Genomic DNA, 18,442 nt, shown 5'->3' with positions numbered 1-18,442 from the left:
CATTACCCGTGCGGCTTACGCGAGGCAGGCGTCGAGGCCGTCGGTAATCAGGTCTTGCGGCAGTTCGATACCGATAAAGACCATTTTGTTGGTCTTTTTCTCGGCCGGTTGCCATTTCGCCGCGAGGTCGCTGCCCATCATCTGATGCACGCCCTGGAACACGACCTTGCGATCGACGCCCTTCATATACAGCACGCCCTTATAGCGCAGCAGCCGTTCGCCGTAGATTTGCAGGATGCCGCCAAGGAAGTCTTCCAGTTTGTTCGGATCGAACGGACGGTCGTTGCGATACACGAACGACTTGATCTTGTCGTCGTGATGCGCGTGATGGTGATGGGCGTGATCGTGGCCTTCGTGGTCGCAATGGCCGTGATCGTGATCGCAGTTCGCGTGATCGTGATCGTGATCGTGATCGTGGTCGGCGTGCGTGTGGCCGTGCTCGTCGTGCGCATGCGCGTGGCTGTGCGCGTGTTCGTCTTCGGCGAGGAAGTCCGGATCGATCTCGAGCTTCGAGTTCAGATTGAAGCCGCGCAGATCGAAAATTTCCTTGATGTCCGCTTCGCCGAAATTGACGACACGAATCGCCGCCTTCGGATTCATATGCAGCAGACGGTGGCGCAGATCGTCCATGAGCGGCTCGTCGACGAGATCGGCCTTCGTGATGAACAGGCGATCCGCGAAACCGACCTGGCGTTGCACGACTTCGTGCTCGTCGAGTTGCTGATTCGCGTGCTTCGCGTCGACCAGCGTGATGATCGCGTCGAGCAGGAATTCGTTCGCGATCTGATCGTCCATGAAGAACGTCTGCGCGACGGGGCCGGGATTCGCGAGGCCGGTCGTTTCGATCACGACGCGGTCGAAATCGAGCTTGCCGGATTGTTTCTGCGCGGCCAGATCGCCGAGCACGCGCGAGAGGTCGCCGCGGATCGTGCAGCAGATGCAGCCATTGCTCATCTGAATGATCTGCTCGCTCGTATCCTGCACGAGAATTTCGTTGTCGATGTTTTCTTCGCCGAACTCGTTCTCGATCACGGCGATCTTCATGCCGTGCTTTTCGTTCAGGATGCGCTTGAGCAGAGTGGTTTTGCCGCTGCCGAGAAAGCCGGTCAGGATGGTGACTGGGATCATGTTGTTCGCCTATAGGTCGTGAAACGCTGCGTAATCTGACGCGTGGGACGCGTGATCGGGTACGTAAGCCGGGCGCGGCTGCCTTGCGGCGCGCAGCTTGTCTAGCCGGCTATTGAAACATATCTGTCAAGCGGGCGCTGCCGCGCACGTTCCGGCGCGAAATAACCGGGAAGATATAGGCGATCACGCGATTTGCAACAGCAGGCCCTTCAGGTATTCGCCCTCCGGAAATGCCGTCAGCAGCGGATGATCCACGCCGGCGCCGAGGCGCTTGAGAATTCGCGCATCGACGCGCGCGTCGGCGGCGGCGCTCGCGACAATCTTCTGAAACAGCTCGGAATCGATCGCGCCCGAGCACGAGTAGGTGAAGAGCAGGCCGCCCGGCCGCAGCAGCTTCAGGCCGGTCAGGTTGATGTCCTTGTAAGCACGCGACGCGCGGTCCACATGTTCCCGCGAAGGCGCGAATTTCGGCGGATCGAGCACGATCAGATCGAAACGCTCGCCTTCGTCGTAGAGGCGGCGCAGCGTCTTGAAGGCGTCCGCGTCGAGCCACGTGGCGCGCTCGGCGTCGAAGCCGTTGGCCGCCACGTTCTGCTGCGCGAGCGCCAACGCTTCGCCGGAGGAATCGATCGAAACGACGCGCTTTGCGCCGCCTTTGAGCGCCGCCAGCGAGAAACCGCCCGTGTAGCAGAAGCAGTTCAGCACGTCGCGATCCTGAGCGAGCTGCTGCACGAGCAGGCGATTGTCGCGCTGGTCGACGTAAAAGCCGGTCTTGTGGCCGTTGCGCACGTCCACGTGATAACGCACGCCGTTTTCGCTCGCGATCAGCGCTTCCGTGGGCGGCTCGCCCGCGAGCACGCCGGTGATCTGTTCGAGCCCTTCCTTCTGACGGATCGACACGTCCGAGCGCTCGTAGACGTTCGGGCAGCTGGTCGCGCCCACCAGCGCGGCGACGATCGCCTGCTTCCACGCCTCGACGCCCGCCGCCATGAACTGACACACGAGCTGGCTGCGCTGGCCTTCGTCTTCGGCGATGTAATGATCGACGATCAGGCCGGGCAGGCCGTCCGCTTCGCCGAAAATCAGCCGCACGGCGCCGGTGTTGTGAACCATCGTCTGACGATGCGCGAGCGCGCGCTGCACGCGGCGCTTGAAGAACGCGTGATCGATCGGCTCGGCTTCGTCGAAGCTCCAGACGCGCGCGCGAATCTGCGAGTGCGGGCTGTAGGCGGCGCGCGCGAGAAAGCGGCCGTCGTGCGCGCGCACCAGCACGGTCGCGCCGGGCGCGGGATTGCCGTCGATCCGGTCGATCGCGTTCGCATAGACCCACGGATGGCGGCGCAGCAGCGATTTATCTTTCGACGGTTTGAGCGTAACGGTATTCATCGGATGTCAGAGAGAGCAGTGGGCCGCGCGGCGGGCGAACCGGTTGCGCGGCGGGTGAAGCGAAGAAGGTCGAGGCTGTGATGCGGCAACTGGCGGCATCAGGCGCGTTTTTTCGCTCGCGGATGCGCCTGATCGTAGACATGCGCGAGATGCTGAAAATCGAGCCCCGTGTACACCTGCGTCGCCGTGATGCTCGCGTGGCCGAGCAACTCCTGCACCGCGCGCAGATCGCCACTCGACTGCAACACGTGCGTGGCGAACGAATGGCGCAACACGTGCGGATGCACATTGGCGGGAATGCCGGCCACCAGCGCCGCGCGCTTCACGCGCTCGCGCACCACATTCGGCGACAGACGATTGCCGCGCGCGGACAGAAAAAGCGGATGCGGATCGCGTTTCACCATCTCGCCGCGCACCGCGAGCCATGCGTTCAGCGCGTCGAGCGCCTTGCTGCCGACCGGCACGATGCGGCGCCGGTTGCCCTTGCCGAGCACTTCGACTTCGGCGGAATCGAGCTTCAGCCAGCCTGCCGAGCGATAACCGTCGGCGTCGGCGAAACGCGCATCGAGACCGACCAGTTCCGACAGACGCAGCCCCGACGAGTAGAACAGTTCCAGCATCGCGTGATCGCGCAAACCTTCCGCGGATGGCGCGGGCGGACTTTCCATCAGGCGAGTGGCGTCGTCGACGGAGAGTGCCTTGGGCAGCGTCTTCGCCTGCTTCGGCGCGCGCACGGCGGCGACCGGATTGGCCGGCAGATCGACGCGGCCCGCGAGCCAGCGATAAAACGCGCGCCACGCCGACAGGCGGTGGCTGATCGAGCGCGCCGTCAGGCCGCCCGCGTGCGCGCGCGCGACGGCGCCGCGAATGTCGACGGCGGTGAGGCTTTCGAGCGGCCGGCCTTTGGCCAGCAGCCGCAGTTGTTCGAGTTCGTGCGTGTAGCCGCGCAAGGTATGCGCCGACAGCCGCCGCTCATGTTCGAGATTCGACAGATACGCGGCGATGGGGTCGGCTTCGGTCACGATGGGCTTCTGGTTGCGGCGGACGTGGTGCGCGATCCGCCCGATCGATAAGTCAGCGCGGCAGCAAACGGCTCAGCGCGGCGCTCGCCAGCGCGCCGATCTGCGTGAGGAAGTCGGTCGCCATGCCTTCGTGGAAGCGGCGCGCGTCCGAAGAGCCCATGACGAGCAGGCCAAACGCCGATGCTTCCTCTCCTGCTTCGGGATCGCGCAGCGCGAGGAGCGCAATCGACTCCGTGACGTGCGCCGACGCGGGCGCCGCGCCGCCGGACGCGGTTTCGTCAGAAACATTCGCCGCATTCGCGCCGGCTGCAGGCACGAGCCACTGCGCCGCCTCGAAACCGGTGTTCGCGCCGCAATATGGCGCGCTCAGGCTGTTCGCGAAAATGCGTACCTCCTCGCCGACGTGGCGCGCGAAGTCGGCCTGCGCGTACGGTTCGGCGACGTCCCACACACGCAGCGCGGCTTGCGGCACGTCGAAGACATCGCGCAAACCCTGGGCGATGGTACGCGGCAGCGCGTACGGATCGCGCTCGGCCATCACGCGGATGGTCCAGCGGTTGAATCGGGACGCGATGCTGTCGTTTTCGTGACCGTAGCGCAGCAGTTCGGCGAGGCGGCGTTCGAGATGCTTGTTCTTGTCGCGCAGCATTTCCATCTGCCGCTCCTGCAGCGACACCGCGGCTTTGCCGTGCGGGTTCGCGAGCCGGATGGTGGCGAGCATTTCCGCGTGTTCGGCGAAAAATTCGGGATTGGCGAGCAGGTATTCAGCGACTTCGCGATCGTTCATGGTTTCGGCTAAAGGACTGCTACGGGACGCCGCCGCAATGCGGCGTGTCGGTCAATGAGTTAATGAGCCGACTCGAATCGGCTGCATCATTCGGCCACATCATCTGGCCAGATCAGTCGGCCAGTTCGATCTCACCCTGGAAAACGGTGGTGGCGGGGCCCGCCATCAGCAACGGCTCGCTTTCCTGCTTGCTGTCCCACGAAATGGTGAGCTTGCCGCCCTGCGTGTGAACGAGCACCGGCGCGTCGAGCAGGCCGCGGCGAATGCCGGCGGCGACCGCCGCGCATGCGCCCGTGCCGCAGGCGAGCGTTTCGCCCGCGCCGCGCTCATACACGCGCAGCCTGATTTCTTGACGGCCGACGATCTGCATGAAGCCCGCGTTCACCCGCTGCGGGAAACGCGCGTGCCGCTCGATCGCCGGACCTTCGACGAGAACAGGAAACGCCTCCACGTCGTCGACCACTTGCACCGCGTGGGGATTGCCCATCGACACCACCGAGATCCAGCGCGTCGTGCCGTTCACGTCGAGCGGCCAAAGCGTGTCGGCGCCTTCGCGGCGCCCTTCGAGACCTTTGGTGGCGAAAGGCACGCGTTCCGGTTCGAACACGGGCGTGCCCATGTCGACGAGCACCTCGCCGTTTTCCTGCATGGTCAGCGTGATCGTGCCTTGCTGCACTTGCACGCGCACGCTGCGCCGATCGGTCAGGCCGCTGTCGCGCACGAACTTCACGAAGCAGCGCGCGCCGTTGCCGCAATGTTCGACTTCACCGCCGTCGCAATTGAAGATGCGATATCTGAAATCGACGCCTTCGACCGTGGGTTTTTCGACCAGCAGCAACTGGTCGGCGCCGACGCCGAAATGCCGGTCCGCGAGCGCGCGCACCTGCGCCGGCGTCAGGTTGACCGGTTGGGTGTAGCCGTCGAGCACGACGAAGTCGTTGCCCGCGCCGTGCATTTTGGTGAATTTCAGTTTCATCACGCTATTGTAAGTGACGCGCCCGGAAGTGAGCCGGCCGTGTCTTTCAGGCTTCGTTAATAAACGCTCGGCACGCCGGGCGGTCGCGTCTTGAAACGTTTGTGGACCCAGTAATACTGCTCGGGCATCGACGGGATCTGCTCTTCCAGGAACTCGTTCATGCGCCGCGCGTCGGCGTCGTCGTCGCCGCTCGGGTAGTTCTCCCACGGCTTGAACACCTTCAGGCGATATCCCTTGTAGTTCGGCAGCACTTCGCCGATAAACGGCACCACTTGCGCGTGCCCCACTTTCGCGAGACGGCCGACCGCGGTCAGCGTGCAAGTCGGCACGCCGAAAAAGGGCACGAAGGTGGAATTGCGCGCGCCGTAGTCCATATCCGCGCCGAGCATGACCGGCTTGCGCTCACGCAACCAGCGCAGCACGATCCGCGCGCTGTCGGCGCGGCTCGCCATATCCGCGCCGAAACGCGCGCGCGCGGCCTTGGCGACTTCCTCCAGCTCGGGGTTCGACATCGGCTGATACAGCGAGCCGCATTGGCGCTTGAGCGAGTAATTGAGGAAGATCGAGCCCGCCTCGATGCCGACGAAGTGAAACCCGAGAAAGAGCGTGGGCGGAAGATTCGGGTCGGTCAGGTCGATGGCGCTGTCGATCTGAATCAGCTTCTCCAGCTTCTTCGCCGAGCCGAACCATTGCACGCTGCGCTCCAGATAACTGCGGATCGCGTGCCGGAAATGCTTCTGCGCGACGTCCTCGCGGCGTTCGTCGCTCCAGTCGGGAAAGCACAGCTTCAGATTGGTATGAACGATGCGCTTGCGTCGGCTCGGGATCTGATAAAGCAGCCAGCCGAGCGCGTCGCCAAGACGCGCGACGAGCCCATAGGGCAGCAGCGCAAACAGTTTTAACAGGCCGATCGCGAGGCGCGGGCCCAATTGCCTCAGCATGCGGCCTCCGGGAACGCGCCCGGCACGAGGGAGTTCAGCAAAGAGGAAAAATTGACGTAATGCCGCACGCGTGAGCACTCTGTGACAATCAATGGAAGTCGCTATAATAAGGGCTTCGCCGAGTTAATAGACAACTTGCGGGGCGAAGCCGGGCGGTGCGGTCCACGTGATCCGCGCCTGCCGGGAAGGTAATCCGCTAAAGCGTCGCCGCTTCAAGGCTCCCGAAGCTGGCTACGTGAACATCAACCGTAACCACACAACAGGAGTCTGCAACGTGGCCAACGACTATCTCTTCACCTCCGAATCCGTTTCCGAAGGCCATCCCGACAAAGTCGCGGACCAGATCTCGGACGCAATTCTCGACGCCATCCTGTCGCAGGACAAATACTCGCGTGTCGCGGCGGAAACGCTGTGCAACACCGGCCTGGTGGTGCTCGCGGGTGAAATCACCACGACCGCGAATGTCGATTACATCCAGATCGCGCGCAATACGATCAAGCGCATCGGTTACGACAACACCGACTTCGGCATCGACTACCGGGGTTGCGCGGTGCTCGTCGCGTACGACAAGCAGTCGCCGGACATCGCTCAGGGCGTGGACCGCGCGCATGACAACAACCTCGATCAAGGCGCCGGCGACCAGGGCCTGATGTTCGGTTACGCGTGCGAAGAAACGCCCGAACTGATGCCGTTGCCGATTCACCTGTCGCATCGTCTGGTCGAGCGTCAGGCGAATCTGCGCCGCGACGGCCGCCTGCCCTGGCTGCGCCCGGACGCGAAGTCGCAAGTCACCGTGCGCTATGTCGACGGCAAGCCGCATTCCATCGACACCGTCGTGCTGTCCACGCAGCATTCGCCGGACATCTCGCTGGACACGCTGCGCGAAGCGGTGATCGAAGAAGTCATCAAGCCGACGCTACCCGCCGAGCTGATCAAGGGCGACATCAAGTTTCTCGTGAACCCGACGGGCCGGTTCGTGATCGGCGGTCCGCAAGGCGATTGCGGTTTGACGGGCCGCAAGATCATCGTCGATACCTACGGCGGCGCGGCGCCCCACGGCGGCGGCGCGTTCTCGGGCAAAGATCCGTCGAAGGTCGACCGCTCGGCGGCCTACGCCGGCCGCTATGTCGCGAAGAACATCGTGGCCGCCGGCCTTGCATCGCGCTGCCTGATCCAGGTGTCGTATGCAATCGGCGTCGCGCAGCCCACGTCGGTCATGGTCAATACGTTCGGCACCGGCCGCGTGTCGGACGCGACCATCACGCGCCTCGTGCAGGAGCATTTCGATCTGCGTCCGAAGGGCATCATCCAGATGCTCGACCTGCTGCGTCCGGTCTACGAGAAGAGCGCGGCTTATGGCCACTTCGGCCGCGAAGAGCCGGAATTCACGTGGGAAGCCACAGATAAGGCTTTGACGCTCGCCGAAGCAGCCGGCACCGAACCGGTTGCCGCGCTGGCGGATTAACGCTAGCTGCTCGCTTCTTGCGAAAAACCCCGCCGGCTCGCGCCGCGCGGGGTTTTTTTATGGCCGAGTGCTGCTCAGCGGCTCGCGAACGCGAATGCAAACGCAAACCAGCCGGTGCTGCCGCTCGTCGACATCCGTCGCGGACGGCGGCTTGTGCCAGGCGATGGCGCGGCGACCGGCGCGCGCGGCGTCGCCGTAAGACGCAGCGGCGTCGGCTTGCGCAGCAGCGTGCGCAGCGAAAGGCGGCGCGAACCGCCCCGCGTGCGCAACGCCGAGAAGAACGTGTTGAACCAGGTACGGATGCCGTCGACGGCTTTCGCGTCGCGCCATTGTTCGCCGAGCGCGCGCGTACGCGTGGCGTGGTGGCGCAGCGCGCGAACCACGTGGCGGCGCGCCGGACGCGCGGCCTTGAGTGCGGCGCGGGTGAAACGAGTGCTCAGAAAAGTACGCATGGCTTCAGAGAGGGCAGCGCGTCGCGCGACGAAATGAGCGCCATCAACAGCACCAAATGTGCCAATGACGGCATCGCGACGGACCGCGCAGGGGCCCGGAATTCGACGGGAAACAGCATGGAAAACTGCGCGGCGGACAGCGAAACGGGTCTTGATGGCCCGTGCGGCGCGCAAGCAGGCGGGAATGACAATCGACATGGCATGCAGGCTACACGTGATTCGTGACGTCAGAAAGTCCGTTTTTACCCTGCGCATTGCGGGTTTTCACGGAGATCGCATCGGCGCCGGTGATGCCGCGCTCGCGCCCTTTGCGAACGATTAACGTGCGTCGCTGCCCATCCGGCGTGCGCAACAGATCGCGTGTCGCATGAAAACAGTGCGCGCTTTGTCCGCGACCCCACTTCATGGCAATACGCGAACCCAAAACAGCACGCGGTATGATCGCGCCCGTTTTACAATCGAAGATCGGTTAGTCGACGGTAACGGAACACCATGTCACTCCATTCGAAGAAAGAGCAGATTCACACGTTGCGGGAAGAGGGTTTTGTCGTCGTGCCGGGCCTCGTGTCGCGGGAACGCTGCGATGAAATGAGGCAGGTCGCGCAGCGTCAGTTGGAAGAAGCCGCGGCGCCGATCGAATTCGAAGCGGACCTGCAATATCCCGGCGCGCCGTCTTCGAAACACGCGCCTGGCGGTCACACCGTGCGGCGGCTGCTCGACGCGTATGGCCGCGATCCGAGCTTCGCGCAGTGGGCGACCGCGCCGGAAATTCGTGGCTGGATGGAGTTGTATTTCGGCGAAGAGCCGCGCCTCTCGCGCGCGCATCACAACTGCATGATGACCAAGCATCCCGCCTACGGCAGCTTGACCGGCTGGCATCGCGACGTGCGTTACTGGTCGTTCGAGCGCGATGATCTGGTGTCGGTGTGGCTCGCGCTCGGCACCGAAACTATCGACAACGGCGCGCTATGGCTCGTGCCGGGCTCACACAGCGCCGCGTTTACCGGCGAGCGTTTCGACGAAGCGAAGTTCTTCCGTTCGGATCTCGAAGAAAATCAGGCGTGGATTCGCGCGGCGGTATCGCCCGAACTCAAGGCCGGGGACGTGGTGTTCTTCCACTGCAACACGCTGCATTCGGCAGGCAAAAACCTGAGCGATCAGGTGAAGTTCTCGCTCGTGTACACGTATCACGGTGCGAGCAATGTGCCGTTGCCGGGCACGCGCTCGGCGGCGAAACCCGAGGTGGCGTTCTGATTTTTCGGCGCGAGCGCACAGCGCCACGCGCCGCTTCAGCGCTCAGCGCTCAACATTCGACACTCAGCGCTTGCGCCCCGACAAAGCGACCCCTGTCAGCCCCGCGAGCGTCGCCACCACGCCGCCCACGATCAGCATGATCGCCTTGTTCGAAGGCGAACCGGTGAAGACGCGCGACACGTCGCTGCTAACCGAGTTGAATGCCTGTCCGCCGAAATACAGCAGCACGATGCCGCCCACAATCAGCGCGATTGAAATCGCCTTCGTCATTTGACGCTCCATTAAGCTCGACCGGCGAAAGTGTAGGGGACGTGCGGAAGCTCGTCCATCCTGCATAGCGGATGTCTGCATGCATCCCGCCGATTGGCTACCATAGCGCTCTGGCCGCACATAAAAACAAACCCACAGCAGCACGCCTCCCGCAGCATGCGATTGCCCCTGCCCGCGATCGACGATCATCGGGCGACATCACCCTCAAGGACATCAGCAATGGCTTACGAAGCAGCTTCAGAACGCTATTCGGACATGCAATACCGCGTGTGCGGCAAGACGGGTCTCAAACTTCCGGCGCTGTCGCTCGGCTTGTGGCACAACTTCGGCGACACTACGCCGCTTTCGACTCAACGCGACATTCTGCGCACGGCGTTCGACCTCGGCATCACGCACTTCGATCTCGCGAACAACTACGGCCCGCCGTACGGCAGCGCCGAGACCAATTTCGGCCGTCATTTCAAGGACGACTTCAAGCCGTATCGCGATGAACTGCTGATTTCGTCGAAGGCCGGCTGGGACATGTGGCCCGGCCCGTACGGACAAGGCGGCGGTTCGCGCAAATATGTGCTCGCGAGCCTCGATCAGAGCCTGAAGCGCATGGGTCTCGACTACGTCGATATTTTCTATTCGCATCGCTTCGACGCGAACACGCCGCTCGAGGAAACCGCGGGCGCATTGGCGAGCGCCGTGCAGCAAGGCAAGGCGCTCTATATCGGGATTTCGTCGTACTCGGCAAGCAAGACGCTCGAAATGGCGAAGTTGCTCGGCGAATACAAAGTACCGCTGCTGATTCATCAGCCCGCGTACAACATGCTTAATCGCTGGATCGAGCACGAATTGCTCGACACGCTCGAACAGATTGGCGCGGGGTCGATTGCCTTCACGCCGCTGGCGCAAGGTCTTCTCACCGGCAAATATCTGAACGGCGTGCCGGAAGACGCGCGTGTCAACAAGCCGGGCGGCGGCTCGCTGAAACAGGAACATTTGAGCGCGGAGAATATCGAGCACGTGCGCAAGCTGAACGACATCGCCCAGCGTCGCGGACAAAGCCTCGCGCAGATGGCGCTCGCGTGGGCGCTGCGCGATCCGCGCGTGAGTTCGGTGCTGATCGGCGCGAGCCGCGCGGAGCAGGTGCGCGAGAACGTCGGCGCGTTGAAAAACCTCGCGTTCTCGAAAGAGGAACTGGCGGAGATCGACCGCTATGCGACGGAAGGCGGCATCAACTTGTGGGAAAAGCCGTCCACGGATCAGGCAATCTGATTCCGGCCGCGCTGCCGCCACTGACGCATCCAATGAAAAGCCGCCCACGAGGCGGCTTTTTCTTTCCGCGAATTTGCGCTACACCAGCGCGGGCAAGCCTTCGACCAGCACGACCGCGAACACCACGCCCAGCAATGCGCCCAGCACGCGCAGCGCGTTGTGCCGCAATTCCGTTTTGCAAGGGAGTGCGCCTACGAACAAAGCTCCGGCCAGCGCCATCGGAATAACCAGGATGAAATCGCCGATCGTGAAATAGGTCGTCATACTCGTCTCCTTGTAGTCGCCGCGAAAGCAGCGGCTCTGTGTCAGCGTCATGCGCTGCATGCCCGCATTTTTCAGTATAGGTGACCACGCAATCGGCGGAGCCGCTTCCAGCCGCTTCCATGCGCTTTTTAGCAAGCCGCAGAAGTCAGTGCCCGCAAGGCTTGTGCGGCTTGTGGCGACGCAGCAAATGCACCGCAAAAGAGTGACGTGCTGGCTTACGCAGCCCTTACTTTTTGACGCGATTCGATGCGTGATGAGTCGCAATGCGTCGCGATGCGTCCCAATGCGTCGCGGCAATCGCCGAGCAATCGGGGCGCACTACGCGCTCATGCCTCGGCGATTCGGCGCAATCTCAGCGTCGCCAGCAGGCCGATCAGCAGCAATGCGCCGACCAGGCCGGCGACGCCGTTCCATCCGTAACCGGTCCACATATGGCCGCCGTACGAGCCGATCACACTGGAGCCGATGTAATACGCCAGCAGATAAAGCGCGGCCGCCTGACCTTTGGCTTCTTTCGCGAGACGTCCGACCCAGCCGCTCGCGACGGCGTGTCCCGCGAAGAACCCGAACGTCACGCAAGCGATGCCGCCGACAATCGCCGCCAGCGGACTCGACATCGTGAGTACGAGACCGAAGGCCATCAGCAGCAAACTCGCGGTCAGCACGCGGGCGCGGCCGAACGTGTCGGCCATGCGTCCCGACCACGGCGACGCGACCACGCCCGTCAGATAAACCACGAAAATCGCGCCGATCTCCGTTTGGCTCAACCGGTACGGTGCCGCGAGCAGCCGGTAGCCGATGTAGTTGTACAGCGTGACGAAACTGCCCATCAGCACGAAGCCGAGCAGGAACAGCAAAGGCAGGCCCGGCCGCGTGAATTGCCGCATCAGTGCGCTGCGATGATGCATGAAGCCAAGCCCGCGCCTGGGCACGAAATGACGCGACGGCGGCAGAAGCGCGCGAAAGGCGAGCATCGACAGAATGCCGAGCACGCCGATCGTGCCGATTGCGACGCGCCACGAAAACAGATCCGCCACCACGCCGGTGATCACGCGTCCCGCCATGCCGCCGATCGCCGTGCCGCCGACATACAGACCCATCGCGAGACCGAGCCCGTCGGGATGCACTTCTTCCGCGAGATAAGCCATGGCGACGGCCGGCACGCCGCCCAGCGCGAGACCTTCGAGCGCGCGCAAGACGAGCAATTGATGCCAGTGCGGCGTGATCGACACGCCGATAGTGAGCAGCGCGGAGACGGTGAGCGACATCGTCATCAGCTTGTGACGGCTCCAGCCTTCGGAGACAAAGCCGGCCACGAAGATGGCGAGCGCGAGCGCCGCGGTGGACAGCGAGACGGTGAGGCTGCTTTGCGCGGGAGTCACATTGAACGCCGACGAAAACGACGGCAGCAGTGGCTGCACGCAGTACAGCAGGGAAAAGGTGGCGTAGCCGGCGAATAGCAAGGCGATGCTGGCGCGCCAGTAGGCGCGGCTGCCGCGATCGAGATAGGGCGTTTCGGAGACGTTGGGCACGGCAAGGGAGCAGAAAGGCGACAAGGCGGAGTGCAGGGCGGCAACGGGCAATGATGTGGCGCGGCCGCGCCGGACATCCACGAGACGTTACGCCAGCAAAACAGTTAAGGATACGCTGAAAATCGCACAAACGTGCGCTGGCGCGCATGAATCCCGCCGACGCCCCACGTTTTTGATAGCCTGCGCCCGGCAGGGTTTATGATGGTCTGATTGCGATGCCGCGCGTCGCGACAAAGCAGGCGAAACAACGGGTGAAGTGCCCCGGATTCCCGCTTTCAAAAGGCCCCGCAAAACGGGAACAATGACTCGAAGCTCTCACGCGTATTCACGCGCAGCAGTTTGGGTGCGTACGCAACGTTACCGGCGAAGCGGCGCTTTTATCATCACCTTGACCGGCGCGAATCTATAAAGCCGGCTATGGGAGAACGGGGAAATATCATGCAAATCGGTTCCATTGTCCGATCGGTGCATATCGCCGTGCCGCAAGGCGCGCGCGGAATCGTCATGCGCATTCTCGGCGACATGGCCATGGTGGCGTGGTATGCCGGCGAGCCCGGTGCTTCGCCGCTACTGAACACAGAACCCTTTTTCCTCGAAGACCTGATCGACACGGGCGAACTCGTGCGTCCGTCCAGCGCGCAGATGCATTGACGCGCTTGCGTGCGGATTGCGTGCGGCCGCGGTTGGCGCGTCCGCCGCTCGTTCGCGTGCTGAGCCGCATGTCGGGCCGCGCTCGTCTTTGATGGCGGCGCGGCGCACAATGCGGGCATGAACGACATTCTCGATCCACAAGACGGCGGCGCCGCGCGCGCCGTGCCTTTCGCCCGGCTCCAGCCGGAAATCGTGCTCGACGCGCTTGATAGCGTGCTCGGCACAGTCGGCGTGCGCACCGACGGTCGCATGCTGCCGCTCAACAGCTACGAAAATCGCGTGTATCAGGTGGGCGTGGAGGACGGCCCGCCGGTGGTCGCCAAGTTTTATCGCCCGGAGCGTTGGAGCGACGCCGCCATTCTCGAAGAACACGCGTTCGTCGCTGAACTCGCCGCGCGCGAAATTCCGGCGGTCCCCGCGCGCGCCTTCGAGGGCCATACGCTGCATACATTCGACGGCTTCCGCTTTTCGATTTTCGAGCGCCGCGGCGGCCGCGCGCCGGACCTCGACCGGCGCGACACGCTCGAATGGCTCGGGCGCTTCATCGGCCGTATTCACGCGGTGGGGCAGACGCAGAACTACACGGAGCGTCCCGCGCTCGACATTCAAACCTTCGGCTACGAGCCGCGCGATTTCCTGCTCGTGCACCGTTTCGTGCCCGACGACGTGCGCGCCGCGTGGGAAACCGTGGTCAACCTCGCGCTGGAAGGCGTCGAGCGCGCATTCGAGCGCGCGGGCGACATCCGCATGCTGCGCATGCACGGCGACTGTCATCCGAGCAATGTATTGTGGACCGACGCGGGTCCGCATTTCGTCGACTTCGACGACAGCCGCATGGGCCCGGCCGTGCAGGATTTGTGGCTGCTGCTGCCGGGCGAGCGCGCCGAGGCGTCGCGCGCGCTGGCCGATCTGCTCGCCGGTTACGAGGACTTCTGCGACTTCGAGCCGCGCGAACTTCATCTGGTCGAAGCGCTGCGCACGCTGCGGCTGATTCACTATCAGGCGTGGCTCGCGCGACGCTGGGACGATCCCGCGTTTCCGGCCGCGTTTCCCTGGTTCAACACGCAGCGTTATTGGGAAGACCGCATCCTCGAAATGCGCGAGCAACTCGGCGCGATGCAAGAAGGGCCGTTGTGGCCGGTCTGAGCTTGAATCGCGGCTCGGCACGCGCGACAGCGTGTCCGCCAGGGTCGCGATTGAGCAAACGCGTCAATTGTGTAATGATAGGCATTCGCAATTGAAGGGCGTCGCCAGCTTCCTGTCACATTTCTCTCCGCTGTGACTGCCAGCCAGCCTCTCATCAGGACGGTTCCGGATCGCCAGCCGGAGCCGTCCGCTTCCTCCTTTCGATATTTCCTCACCGCCGGTCTTTGAGCGCGCGAAACGCGGCGTGCGGGCCGCGGTTTAACCTGCTGCGCCCGGAGCTGGATGTGAACGCGCCTGACTCGATCGATATGAAACCCGCTGCCGATGGCGCGACCCGCTACGTCGCCCACGAACAGCCGTCCGCCCGTCATCCGATGGACGACGCCGGGCAGACGGCGCCGCGCCTGCGTTCGCGACGCGCGAACTTCATCAAATGGCTGCGCAAGGTGCACGGCTGGGTCGGCTTGTGGGGCGCGGTGCTCGGACTGATGTTCGGCGCGACCGGCTTTCTGCTGAACCATCGCGCGGGCCCGATGAAGGTGTCCACCGGGCAGCCGCAGGTCGAGGAGTTGCAGATCGCCGTGCCGCACAAGCCGTTTCATTCGCCGATGGACATGGCGAAGTGGCTCAAGGACGAACTGAATATCGAGGTCAAGCCGGGTCGGATGAAACGCGAGCCGGCGCATCCGGTGGAGTGGGGCGATCGCAGCACGATTCAGCCCGAGTTCTGGCAAGTGGGATTCGCCGCGCCGACGCAGAACGTGCAGGCCGAGTACTGGGTCGGCAACGGCTTCGTCGCGGTGAAACGCTCGCAGAACACCTTCCTCGCGACGATGACCAATCTGCACAAAGGCGTGGGCGTGAGTATCGGCTGGATGTTGCTGATCGACACGATTGCCGGCTCGCTGATTCTGCTTTCGCTGACGGGCGTACTGTTATGGACCGGGTTGAACAAACGCCGCATGGTGGGCCTGGTGCTGGTGGGCGGCTCGATTGTCGCAGCGGTGGTGTGCGGGCTGATGTAAGCGCGTGGGCGCCTGCATCGGCCGAATTGCCCGCATCGCCCGCATCGCCCGCATCGCACCCACTCGCGCAACGACCTAAGCGCTGCAGGCCGCCCCGCCCGACGCCGCGATTTCGCGCGCCGCCTTCGCGCCTTCGACCTGAAGCAGCGTCGGCAACGACACGCCGTTCTTCGCCGCTGTCACTTCCGCGAGAATCGATACGGCAATCTCAGGCGGCGTGCGGCTGCCGATATAAATCCCAACCGGCCCGTGCAAGCGGGCCAACTCGATCTCGGTCAGATCGAACTCTTTCAGCCGCTCGCGGCGCGCCTGGTTGTTGCGCCTCGACCCCAGCGCGCCCACATAGAACGCGGGCGTCTTTAGCGCCTCCATCAACGCGAGATCGTCGAGTTTTGGGTCATGCGTGAGCGCGATCACCGCCGAGCGCTCGTCGAGCTTCATGTCGAGCACGGTGTCGTCCGGCATGGTTCGCACGAGCTTCGTGCCGGGAATGTTCCACTCCTCGGTGTACTCCTCGCGCGGATCGCAGACCGTCACCTGATAGTCGAGTCCCACGGCAATGTTGCACAAATAGCGCGACAGTTGCCCCGCGCCGATCACGAGCATGCGGTAGCGCGGGCCGTGAATGGTCAGAAGACGCTCGCCGTCGAAATGCACGCCGTCGGTGGCCTGCGCCTTGTCGAGCCGCGCTTCGCCCGTCGTCATGTCGAGTTCGCGCGCGACCAGCCGGCCTTCTTCCACCTCGCGGCAGAGTTCGACGATGCCGCTGCGCGACGTCAACGGTTCGAGCACAAGCTGGATCGTGCCGCCGCAAGGCAGTCCGAAGCGATGCGCCTCTTCTGCCGTGATGCCGTATTTCACGGCCTCCGGCTGCGTCTGCTCGATTCCCTGTTGCCGCACGCGATCAATCAGATCGTCTTCGATACAGCCGCCCGAAACCGAGCCGACCACCAGGCCGTCGTCGCGCACCGCGAGCATCGCGCCCTCGGGACGCGGCGACGAGCCCCACGTTTTCACCACCGTGACCAGTAGCGCGCGATGTCCGTCTTCCAGCCAACGTGCGCTGTTCTTCAGGACTTCGAGATCCACGCTGTCCATGATTTCTTCCTCTTTGTTGCATCGCCGCCGGACTCGCCGTCCGCGGCATCGGTCGATTCTGTATTGTGCGCCGCCGTCTGCGGGGTTGCAGTGGCGGCGCTGTCTTCGGCTGGATTCGCCGCGCCGCCGCCCGCGCCCGCGACCTGTGCGCCGAAGCGCTTGAAAAACTCGCCGGCGATCTTGCGCGCCGCGCCGTCGACGAGCCGCGAACCGATCTGTGCGAGCTTCCCGCCGACCTGCGCGCTCGCCGTGTAGCTGAGTTTCGTCGCCTCGTCGCCGTCCGCTTCGAGCACGACGCGCGCATTGCCTTTGGCGAAGCCCGCCGCGCCGCCTTGCCCTTCGAACACGATGTTGTAGGCGTTGGGGGCGTCGATGTCGGTCAATTGCATGCGCCCCTTGAAGCGCGCCTTGACCGGCCCGACCGCGGCGCTCAGTGCGACGAGATAGGCATTCTCGCCGTCCGGGTCGATGCTTTCGCAGCCTGGAATGCAGGCGCGCAAAACCTCGGTGTCGTTCAGCGCGTCCCACGTACGCTGTTGCGAAACCGGCAGTGTATGTGTTTCGGTCAGTTCCATGGACTTGCTCCTGCGGTGTGAGAAGCGCAAGCGCCCGGACGTGGCGCGCGCGTGAGTTGCGCGAAGTCGCGGCCGAACGCGGCGAGGCTATCCAGATTGTGGACAGGACGATGCGCGTCGACATACGGCAGGATCGCCTGCACCCCGCGCGCCTTCGGAGAAAAGCCGCTGAAACGCAGCAGCGGATTGAGCCAGACGATGCGGTGCGCGAAGCGGCGCAGCCGGGCCATTTCGGCGTCGAGCACGTCGATCGCTTCGTGATCGAGGCCGTCGGTCACGAGCAGCACGGTTGCACGTCCGCTCAGCACGCGCCGCGCCCAGCGCCGGTTGAACTCCGCGAGCGCCGCGCCGATCCGCGTTCCGCCCGACCAGTCGACAACCTGCTCCGTCAGCGTGGCAATCGCCACGTCCGGATCGCGCTCGCGCAGCGCGCGCGTCGCGTTCGTGAGCCGCGTGCCGAACAGAAAAACCTGCAAGCGTTCGCGCGATTGCAAAAGCGCGTGGCAAAAGTACAGCACCGCGCGCGAATAACTGCTCATCGAACCGGAGATGTCGAGCATCAGAACGAGCGGCGGTTTTCGTTCGACCACCGCGCGATATTTCCACACCGTCCAGTCACCGCCCGCGCGCACCGCTTGCCGCGCGCTCGCGCGCAAGTCCGCATGCGTGCCGTGCGACGCGGCTTTCAGGCGCCGCGTCGGCTCCTTCGCGAGCGGCACACGCTGGGCGCGAATCAGGTGACGCAAGCTGCGCCATTCATCGGCGGAAAGAGTGTCGAAATCGCGGTGACGCAACCGCTCTTGCGCGCTGAAGGTGGCGTGCGCGCGCAACTCGCGCTGCTCGGTCTCCTGTGGCGCGTGCCTGTGCGGCGAGGGCGGCGCGCGGACCGCGAGCGCGTCGGCAAGACGGTTGTTGCGTCTGGGCGGCGGAAGACCGTCGCGGACCTTCGGCAGCAGCAGCGCGCGCAGTTTGCCTTCCCAATCCGGGTCGCGCCAGAAAAGCTCGAACGCGGCGTTGAACAGCTCGCGTTCGTCCGGCGCGGACACGAGCGACGCGGCCAGCGCGGCGCGAACATCGTCGCGGCGCGCGAGGTCGATCCAATGCAGGGCGGCGAGCGCATCGACGGCGTGCGCGGGCGACATCGGCAGACCCGCGCCGCGCAGCACGCGCACGAAATGGACGACGTTGCGGGCGAGCATGGGCGCGC

At 64.1% G+C, this 18,442-nt stretch carries 20 protein-coding genes; 7 read left to right on the top strand and 13 right to left on the bottom strand.

Going from position 1 to position 18,442, the window contains the following annotated elements:
- Positions 1 to 15 precede the first annotated feature (15 nt).
- The 6 genes from VOM14_RS25120 to VOM14_RS25095 form a co-directional block, all read right to left on the bottom strand.
- Positions 16 to 1,128, bottom strand: coding sequence for a CobW family GTP-binding protein (locus tag VOM14_RS25120; protein WP_327631466.1), 1,113 nt, complete (start codon positions 1,126 to 1,128; stop codon positions 16 to 18).
- 183 nt (positions 1,129 to 1,311) lie between these two features.
- Positions 1,312 to 2,514 carry a class I SAM-dependent rRNA methyltransferase gene (locus tag VOM14_RS25115; protein WP_327631465.1) on the bottom strand — a complete coding sequence of 401 codons (1,203 nt, stop codon included), beginning with the start codon at positions 2,512 to 2,514 and terminating at the stop codon, positions 1,312 to 1,314.
- A gap of 98 nt (positions 2,515 to 2,612) precedes the next feature.
- The gene (xerC, locus tag VOM14_RS25110) at positions 2,613 to 3,536 is read right to left on the bottom strand and encodes a tyrosine recombinase XerC (protein WP_327631464.1); all 924 of its coding nucleotides are present in this window, start codon (positions 3,534 to 3,536) and stop codon (positions 2,613 to 2,615) included.
- A 52-nt stretch (positions 3,537 to 3,588) separates the two neighbouring features.
- Positions 3,589 to 4,323, bottom strand: coding sequence for a DUF484 family protein (locus VOM14_RS25105; protein WP_327631463.1), 735 nt, complete (start codon positions 4,321 to 4,323; stop codon positions 3,589 to 3,591).
- 112 nt (positions 4,324 to 4,435) lie between these two features.
- Positions 4,436 to 5,299 (bottom strand): diaminopimelate epimerase, encoded by an 864-nt coding sequence (gene dapF, locus VOM14_RS25100; RefSeq protein WP_327631462.1) that lies wholly within the window; start codon positions 5,297 to 5,299, stop codon positions 4,436 to 4,438.
- Between the two features lie 56 nt (positions 5,300 to 5,355).
- On the bottom strand, positions 5,356 to 6,240 hold the full coding sequence (locus VOM14_RS25095; RefSeq protein WP_327631461.1) for a lipid A biosynthesis lauroyl acyltransferase: 885 nt from the start codon (positions 6,238 to 6,240) through the stop codon (positions 5,356 to 5,358).
- Positions 6,241 to 6,514: 274 nt separating this feature from the next.
- Here VOM14_RS25095 and metK point away from each other — a divergent pair, with 274 nt between their 5' ends.
- The gene (gene metK, locus VOM14_RS25090; protein ID WP_327631460.1) at positions 6,515 to 7,705 is read left to right on the top strand and encodes a methionine adenosyltransferase; all 1,191 of its coding nucleotides are present in this window, start codon (positions 6,515 to 6,517) and stop codon (positions 7,703 to 7,705) included.
- Positions 7,706 to 7,779: 74 nt separating this feature from the next.
- Here the strand turns inward: metK and VOM14_RS25085 are convergent, their stop codons facing one another.
- Positions 7,780 to 8,157 (bottom strand): hypothetical protein, encoded by a 378-nt coding sequence (locus VOM14_RS25085; protein WP_327631459.1) that lies wholly within the window; start codon positions 8,155 to 8,157, stop codon positions 7,780 to 7,782.
- 184 nt (positions 8,158 to 8,341) lie between these two features.
- On the opposite strand from VOM14_RS25085, the gene VOM14_RS25080 reads away from it, so the two are divergent.
- Complete coding sequence (locus tag VOM14_RS25080; RefSeq protein ID WP_327631458.1) at positions 8,342 to 8,479, top strand: hypothetical protein; 138 nt, start codon at positions 8,342 to 8,344, stop codon at positions 8,477 to 8,479.
- Between the two features lie 170 nt (positions 8,480 to 8,649).
- Positions 8,650 to 9,411 (top strand): phytanoyl-CoA dioxygenase family protein, encoded by a 762-nt coding sequence (locus tag VOM14_RS25075; RefSeq protein WP_327631457.1) that lies wholly within the window; start codon positions 8,650 to 8,652, stop codon positions 9,409 to 9,411.
- A gap of 63 nt (positions 9,412 to 9,474) precedes the next feature.
- Here VOM14_RS25075 and VOM14_RS25070 read toward each other — a convergent pair whose 3' ends face one another.
- Positions 9,475 to 9,681: a DUF3185 family protein gene (locus VOM14_RS25070; RefSeq protein ID WP_327631456.1), complete on the bottom strand. Its 207-nt coding sequence runs from the start codon at positions 9,679 to 9,681 to the stop codon at positions 9,475 to 9,477.
- 219 nt (positions 9,682 to 9,900) lie between these two features.
- Between VOM14_RS25070 and mgrA the strand changes: the two genes are divergently transcribed.
- Positions 9,901 to 10,944: an L-glyceraldehyde 3-phosphate reductase gene (gene mgrA / locus VOM14_RS25065; protein ID WP_327631455.1), complete on the top strand. Its 1,044-nt coding sequence runs from the start codon at positions 9,901 to 9,903 to the stop codon at positions 10,942 to 10,944.
- Between the two features lie 78 nt (positions 10,945 to 11,022).
- Here the strand turns inward: mgrA and VOM14_RS25060 are convergent, their stop codons facing one another.
- Entirely contained in the window at positions 11,023 to 11,208 is a 186-nt protein-coding gene (locus VOM14_RS25060; RefSeq protein WP_006050504.1) for a hypothetical protein, read from the bottom strand.
- A 326-nt stretch (positions 11,209 to 11,534) separates the two neighbouring features.
- Entirely contained in the window at positions 11,535 to 12,740 is a 1,206-nt protein-coding gene (locus tag VOM14_RS25055; RefSeq protein WP_327631454.1) for an MFS transporter, read from the bottom strand.
- A 438-nt stretch (positions 12,741 to 13,178) separates the two neighbouring features.
- On the opposite strand from VOM14_RS25055, the gene VOM14_RS25050 reads away from it, so the two are divergent.
- The 3 genes from VOM14_RS25050 to VOM14_RS25040 all read left to right on the top strand — a co-directional run bounded on the left by VOM14_RS25050 (position 13,179) and on the right by VOM14_RS25040 (position 15,562).
- Positions 13,179 to 13,391 (top strand): hypothetical protein, encoded by a 213-nt coding sequence (locus VOM14_RS25050; protein WP_327631453.1) that lies wholly within the window; start codon positions 13,179 to 13,181, stop codon positions 13,389 to 13,391.
- Between the two features lie 117 nt (positions 13,392 to 13,508).
- Positions 13,509 to 14,537 carry a serine/threonine protein kinase gene (locus VOM14_RS25045; protein ID WP_327631452.1) on the top strand — a complete coding sequence of 343 codons (1,029 nt, stop codon included), beginning with the start codon at positions 13,509 to 13,511 and terminating at the stop codon, positions 14,535 to 14,537.
- A 284-nt stretch (positions 14,538 to 14,821) separates the two neighbouring features.
- The gene (locus VOM14_RS25040; RefSeq protein WP_327631451.1) at positions 14,822 to 15,562 is read left to right on the top strand and encodes a PepSY-associated TM helix domain-containing protein; all 741 of its coding nucleotides are present in this window, start codon (positions 14,822 to 14,824) and stop codon (positions 15,560 to 15,562) included.
- A gap of 75 nt (positions 15,563 to 15,637) precedes the next feature.
- Here VOM14_RS25040 and VOM14_RS25035 read toward each other — a convergent pair whose 3' ends face one another.
- The 3 genes from VOM14_RS25035 to VOM14_RS25025 are packed head-to-tail and all read right to left on the bottom strand — an operon-like array spanning position 15,638 to position 18,434.
- The gene (locus VOM14_RS25035) at positions 15,638 to 16,660 is read right to left on the bottom strand and encodes an XdhC family protein (protein ID WP_327631450.1); all 1,023 of its coding nucleotides are present in this window, start codon (positions 16,658 to 16,660) and stop codon (positions 15,638 to 15,640) included.
- Positions 16,633 to 17,235, bottom strand: coding sequence for a CoxG family protein (locus tag VOM14_RS25030; protein ID WP_327631449.1), 603 nt, complete (start codon positions 17,233 to 17,235; stop codon positions 16,633 to 16,635). Before VOM14_RS25030 ends, VOM14_RS25035 begins: the two co-directional genes overlap by 28 nt.
- Positions 17,226 to 18,434: a vWA domain-containing protein gene (locus VOM14_RS25025; RefSeq protein WP_327631526.1), complete on the bottom strand. Its 1,209-nt coding sequence runs from the start codon at positions 18,432 to 18,434 to the stop codon at positions 17,226 to 17,228. Before VOM14_RS25025 ends, VOM14_RS25030 begins: the two co-directional genes overlap by 10 nt.
- Positions 18,435 to 18,442: the final 8 nt, after the last annotated feature.

The sequence above is a fragment of the Paraburkholderia sp. MPAMCS5 genome, assembly GCF_036016995.1.
In the GTDB taxonomy this organism is placed as follows: Bacteria; Pseudomonadota; Gammaproteobacteria; order Burkholderiales; family Burkholderiaceae; genus Paraburkholderia.
The sequence above is the reverse complement of the archived record's forward strand: the minus strand, read 5'-3'. Positions and strand labels throughout refer to the sequence as shown.

Excerpts from the sequence above, each read along its gene's own strand:
- VOM14_RS25095 (WP_327631461.1), bottom strand. The coding sequence starts at position 6,240 with ATGCTGAGGCAATTGGGCCCGCGCCTCGCGATCGGCCTGTTAAAACTG.
- VOM14_RS25050 (WP_327631453.1), top strand. The coding sequence starts at position 13,179 with ATGCAAATCGGTTCCATTGTCCGATCGGTGCATATCGCCGTGCCGCAA.
- VOM14_RS25025 (WP_327631526.1), bottom strand. The coding sequence starts at position 18,434 with ATGCTCGCCCGCAACGTCGTCCATTTCGTGCGCGTGCTGCGCGGCGCG.
- mgrA (WP_327631455.1), top strand. The coding sequence starts at position 9,901 with ATGGCTTACGAAGCAGCTTCAGAACGCTATTCGGACATGCAATACCGC.
- VOM14_RS25030 (WP_327631449.1), bottom strand. The coding sequence starts at position 17,235 with ATGGAACTGACCGAAACACATACACTGCCGGTTTCGCAACAGCGTACG.
- VOM14_RS25115 (WP_327631465.1), bottom strand. The coding sequence starts at position 2,514 with ATGAATACCGTTACGCTCAAACCGTCGAAAGATAAATCGCTGCTGCGC.
- VOM14_RS25080 (WP_327631458.1), top strand. The coding sequence starts at position 8,342 with ATGACAATCGACATGGCATGCAGGCTACACGTGATTCGTGACGTCAGA.
- VOM14_RS25075 (WP_327631457.1), top strand. The coding sequence starts at position 8,650 with ATGTCACTCCATTCGAAGAAAGAGCAGATTCACACGTTGCGGGAAGAG.
- VOM14_RS25070 (WP_327631456.1), bottom strand. The coding sequence starts at position 9,681 with ATGACGAAGGCGATTTCAATCGCGCTGATTGTGGGCGGCATCGTGCTG.
- VOM14_RS25035 (WP_327631450.1), bottom strand. The coding sequence starts at position 16,660 with ATGGACAGCGTGGATCTCGAAGTCCTGAAGAACAGCGCACGTTGGCTG.
- VOM14_RS25045 (WP_327631452.1), top strand. The coding sequence starts at position 13,509 with ATGAACGACATTCTCGATCCACAAGACGGCGGCGCCGCGCGCGCCGTG.
- dapF (WP_327631462.1), bottom strand. The coding sequence starts at position 5,299 with ATGAAACTGAAATTCACCAAAATGCACGGCGCGGGCAACGACTTCGTC.
- VOM14_RS25120 (WP_327631466.1), bottom strand. The coding sequence starts at position 1,128 with ATGATCCCAGTCACCATCCTGACCGGCTTTCTCGGCAGCGGCAAAACC.
- VOM14_RS25085 (WP_327631459.1), bottom strand. The coding sequence starts at position 8,157 with ATGCGTACTTTTCTGAGCACTCGTTTCACCCGCGCCGCACTCAAGGCC.
- VOM14_RS25060 (WP_006050504.1), bottom strand. The coding sequence starts at position 11,208 with ATGACGACCTATTTCACGATCGGCGATTTCATCCTGGTTATTCCGATG.
- VOM14_RS25105 (WP_327631463.1), bottom strand. The coding sequence starts at position 4,323 with ATGAACGATCGCGAAGTCGCTGAATACCTGCTCGCCAATCCCGAATTT.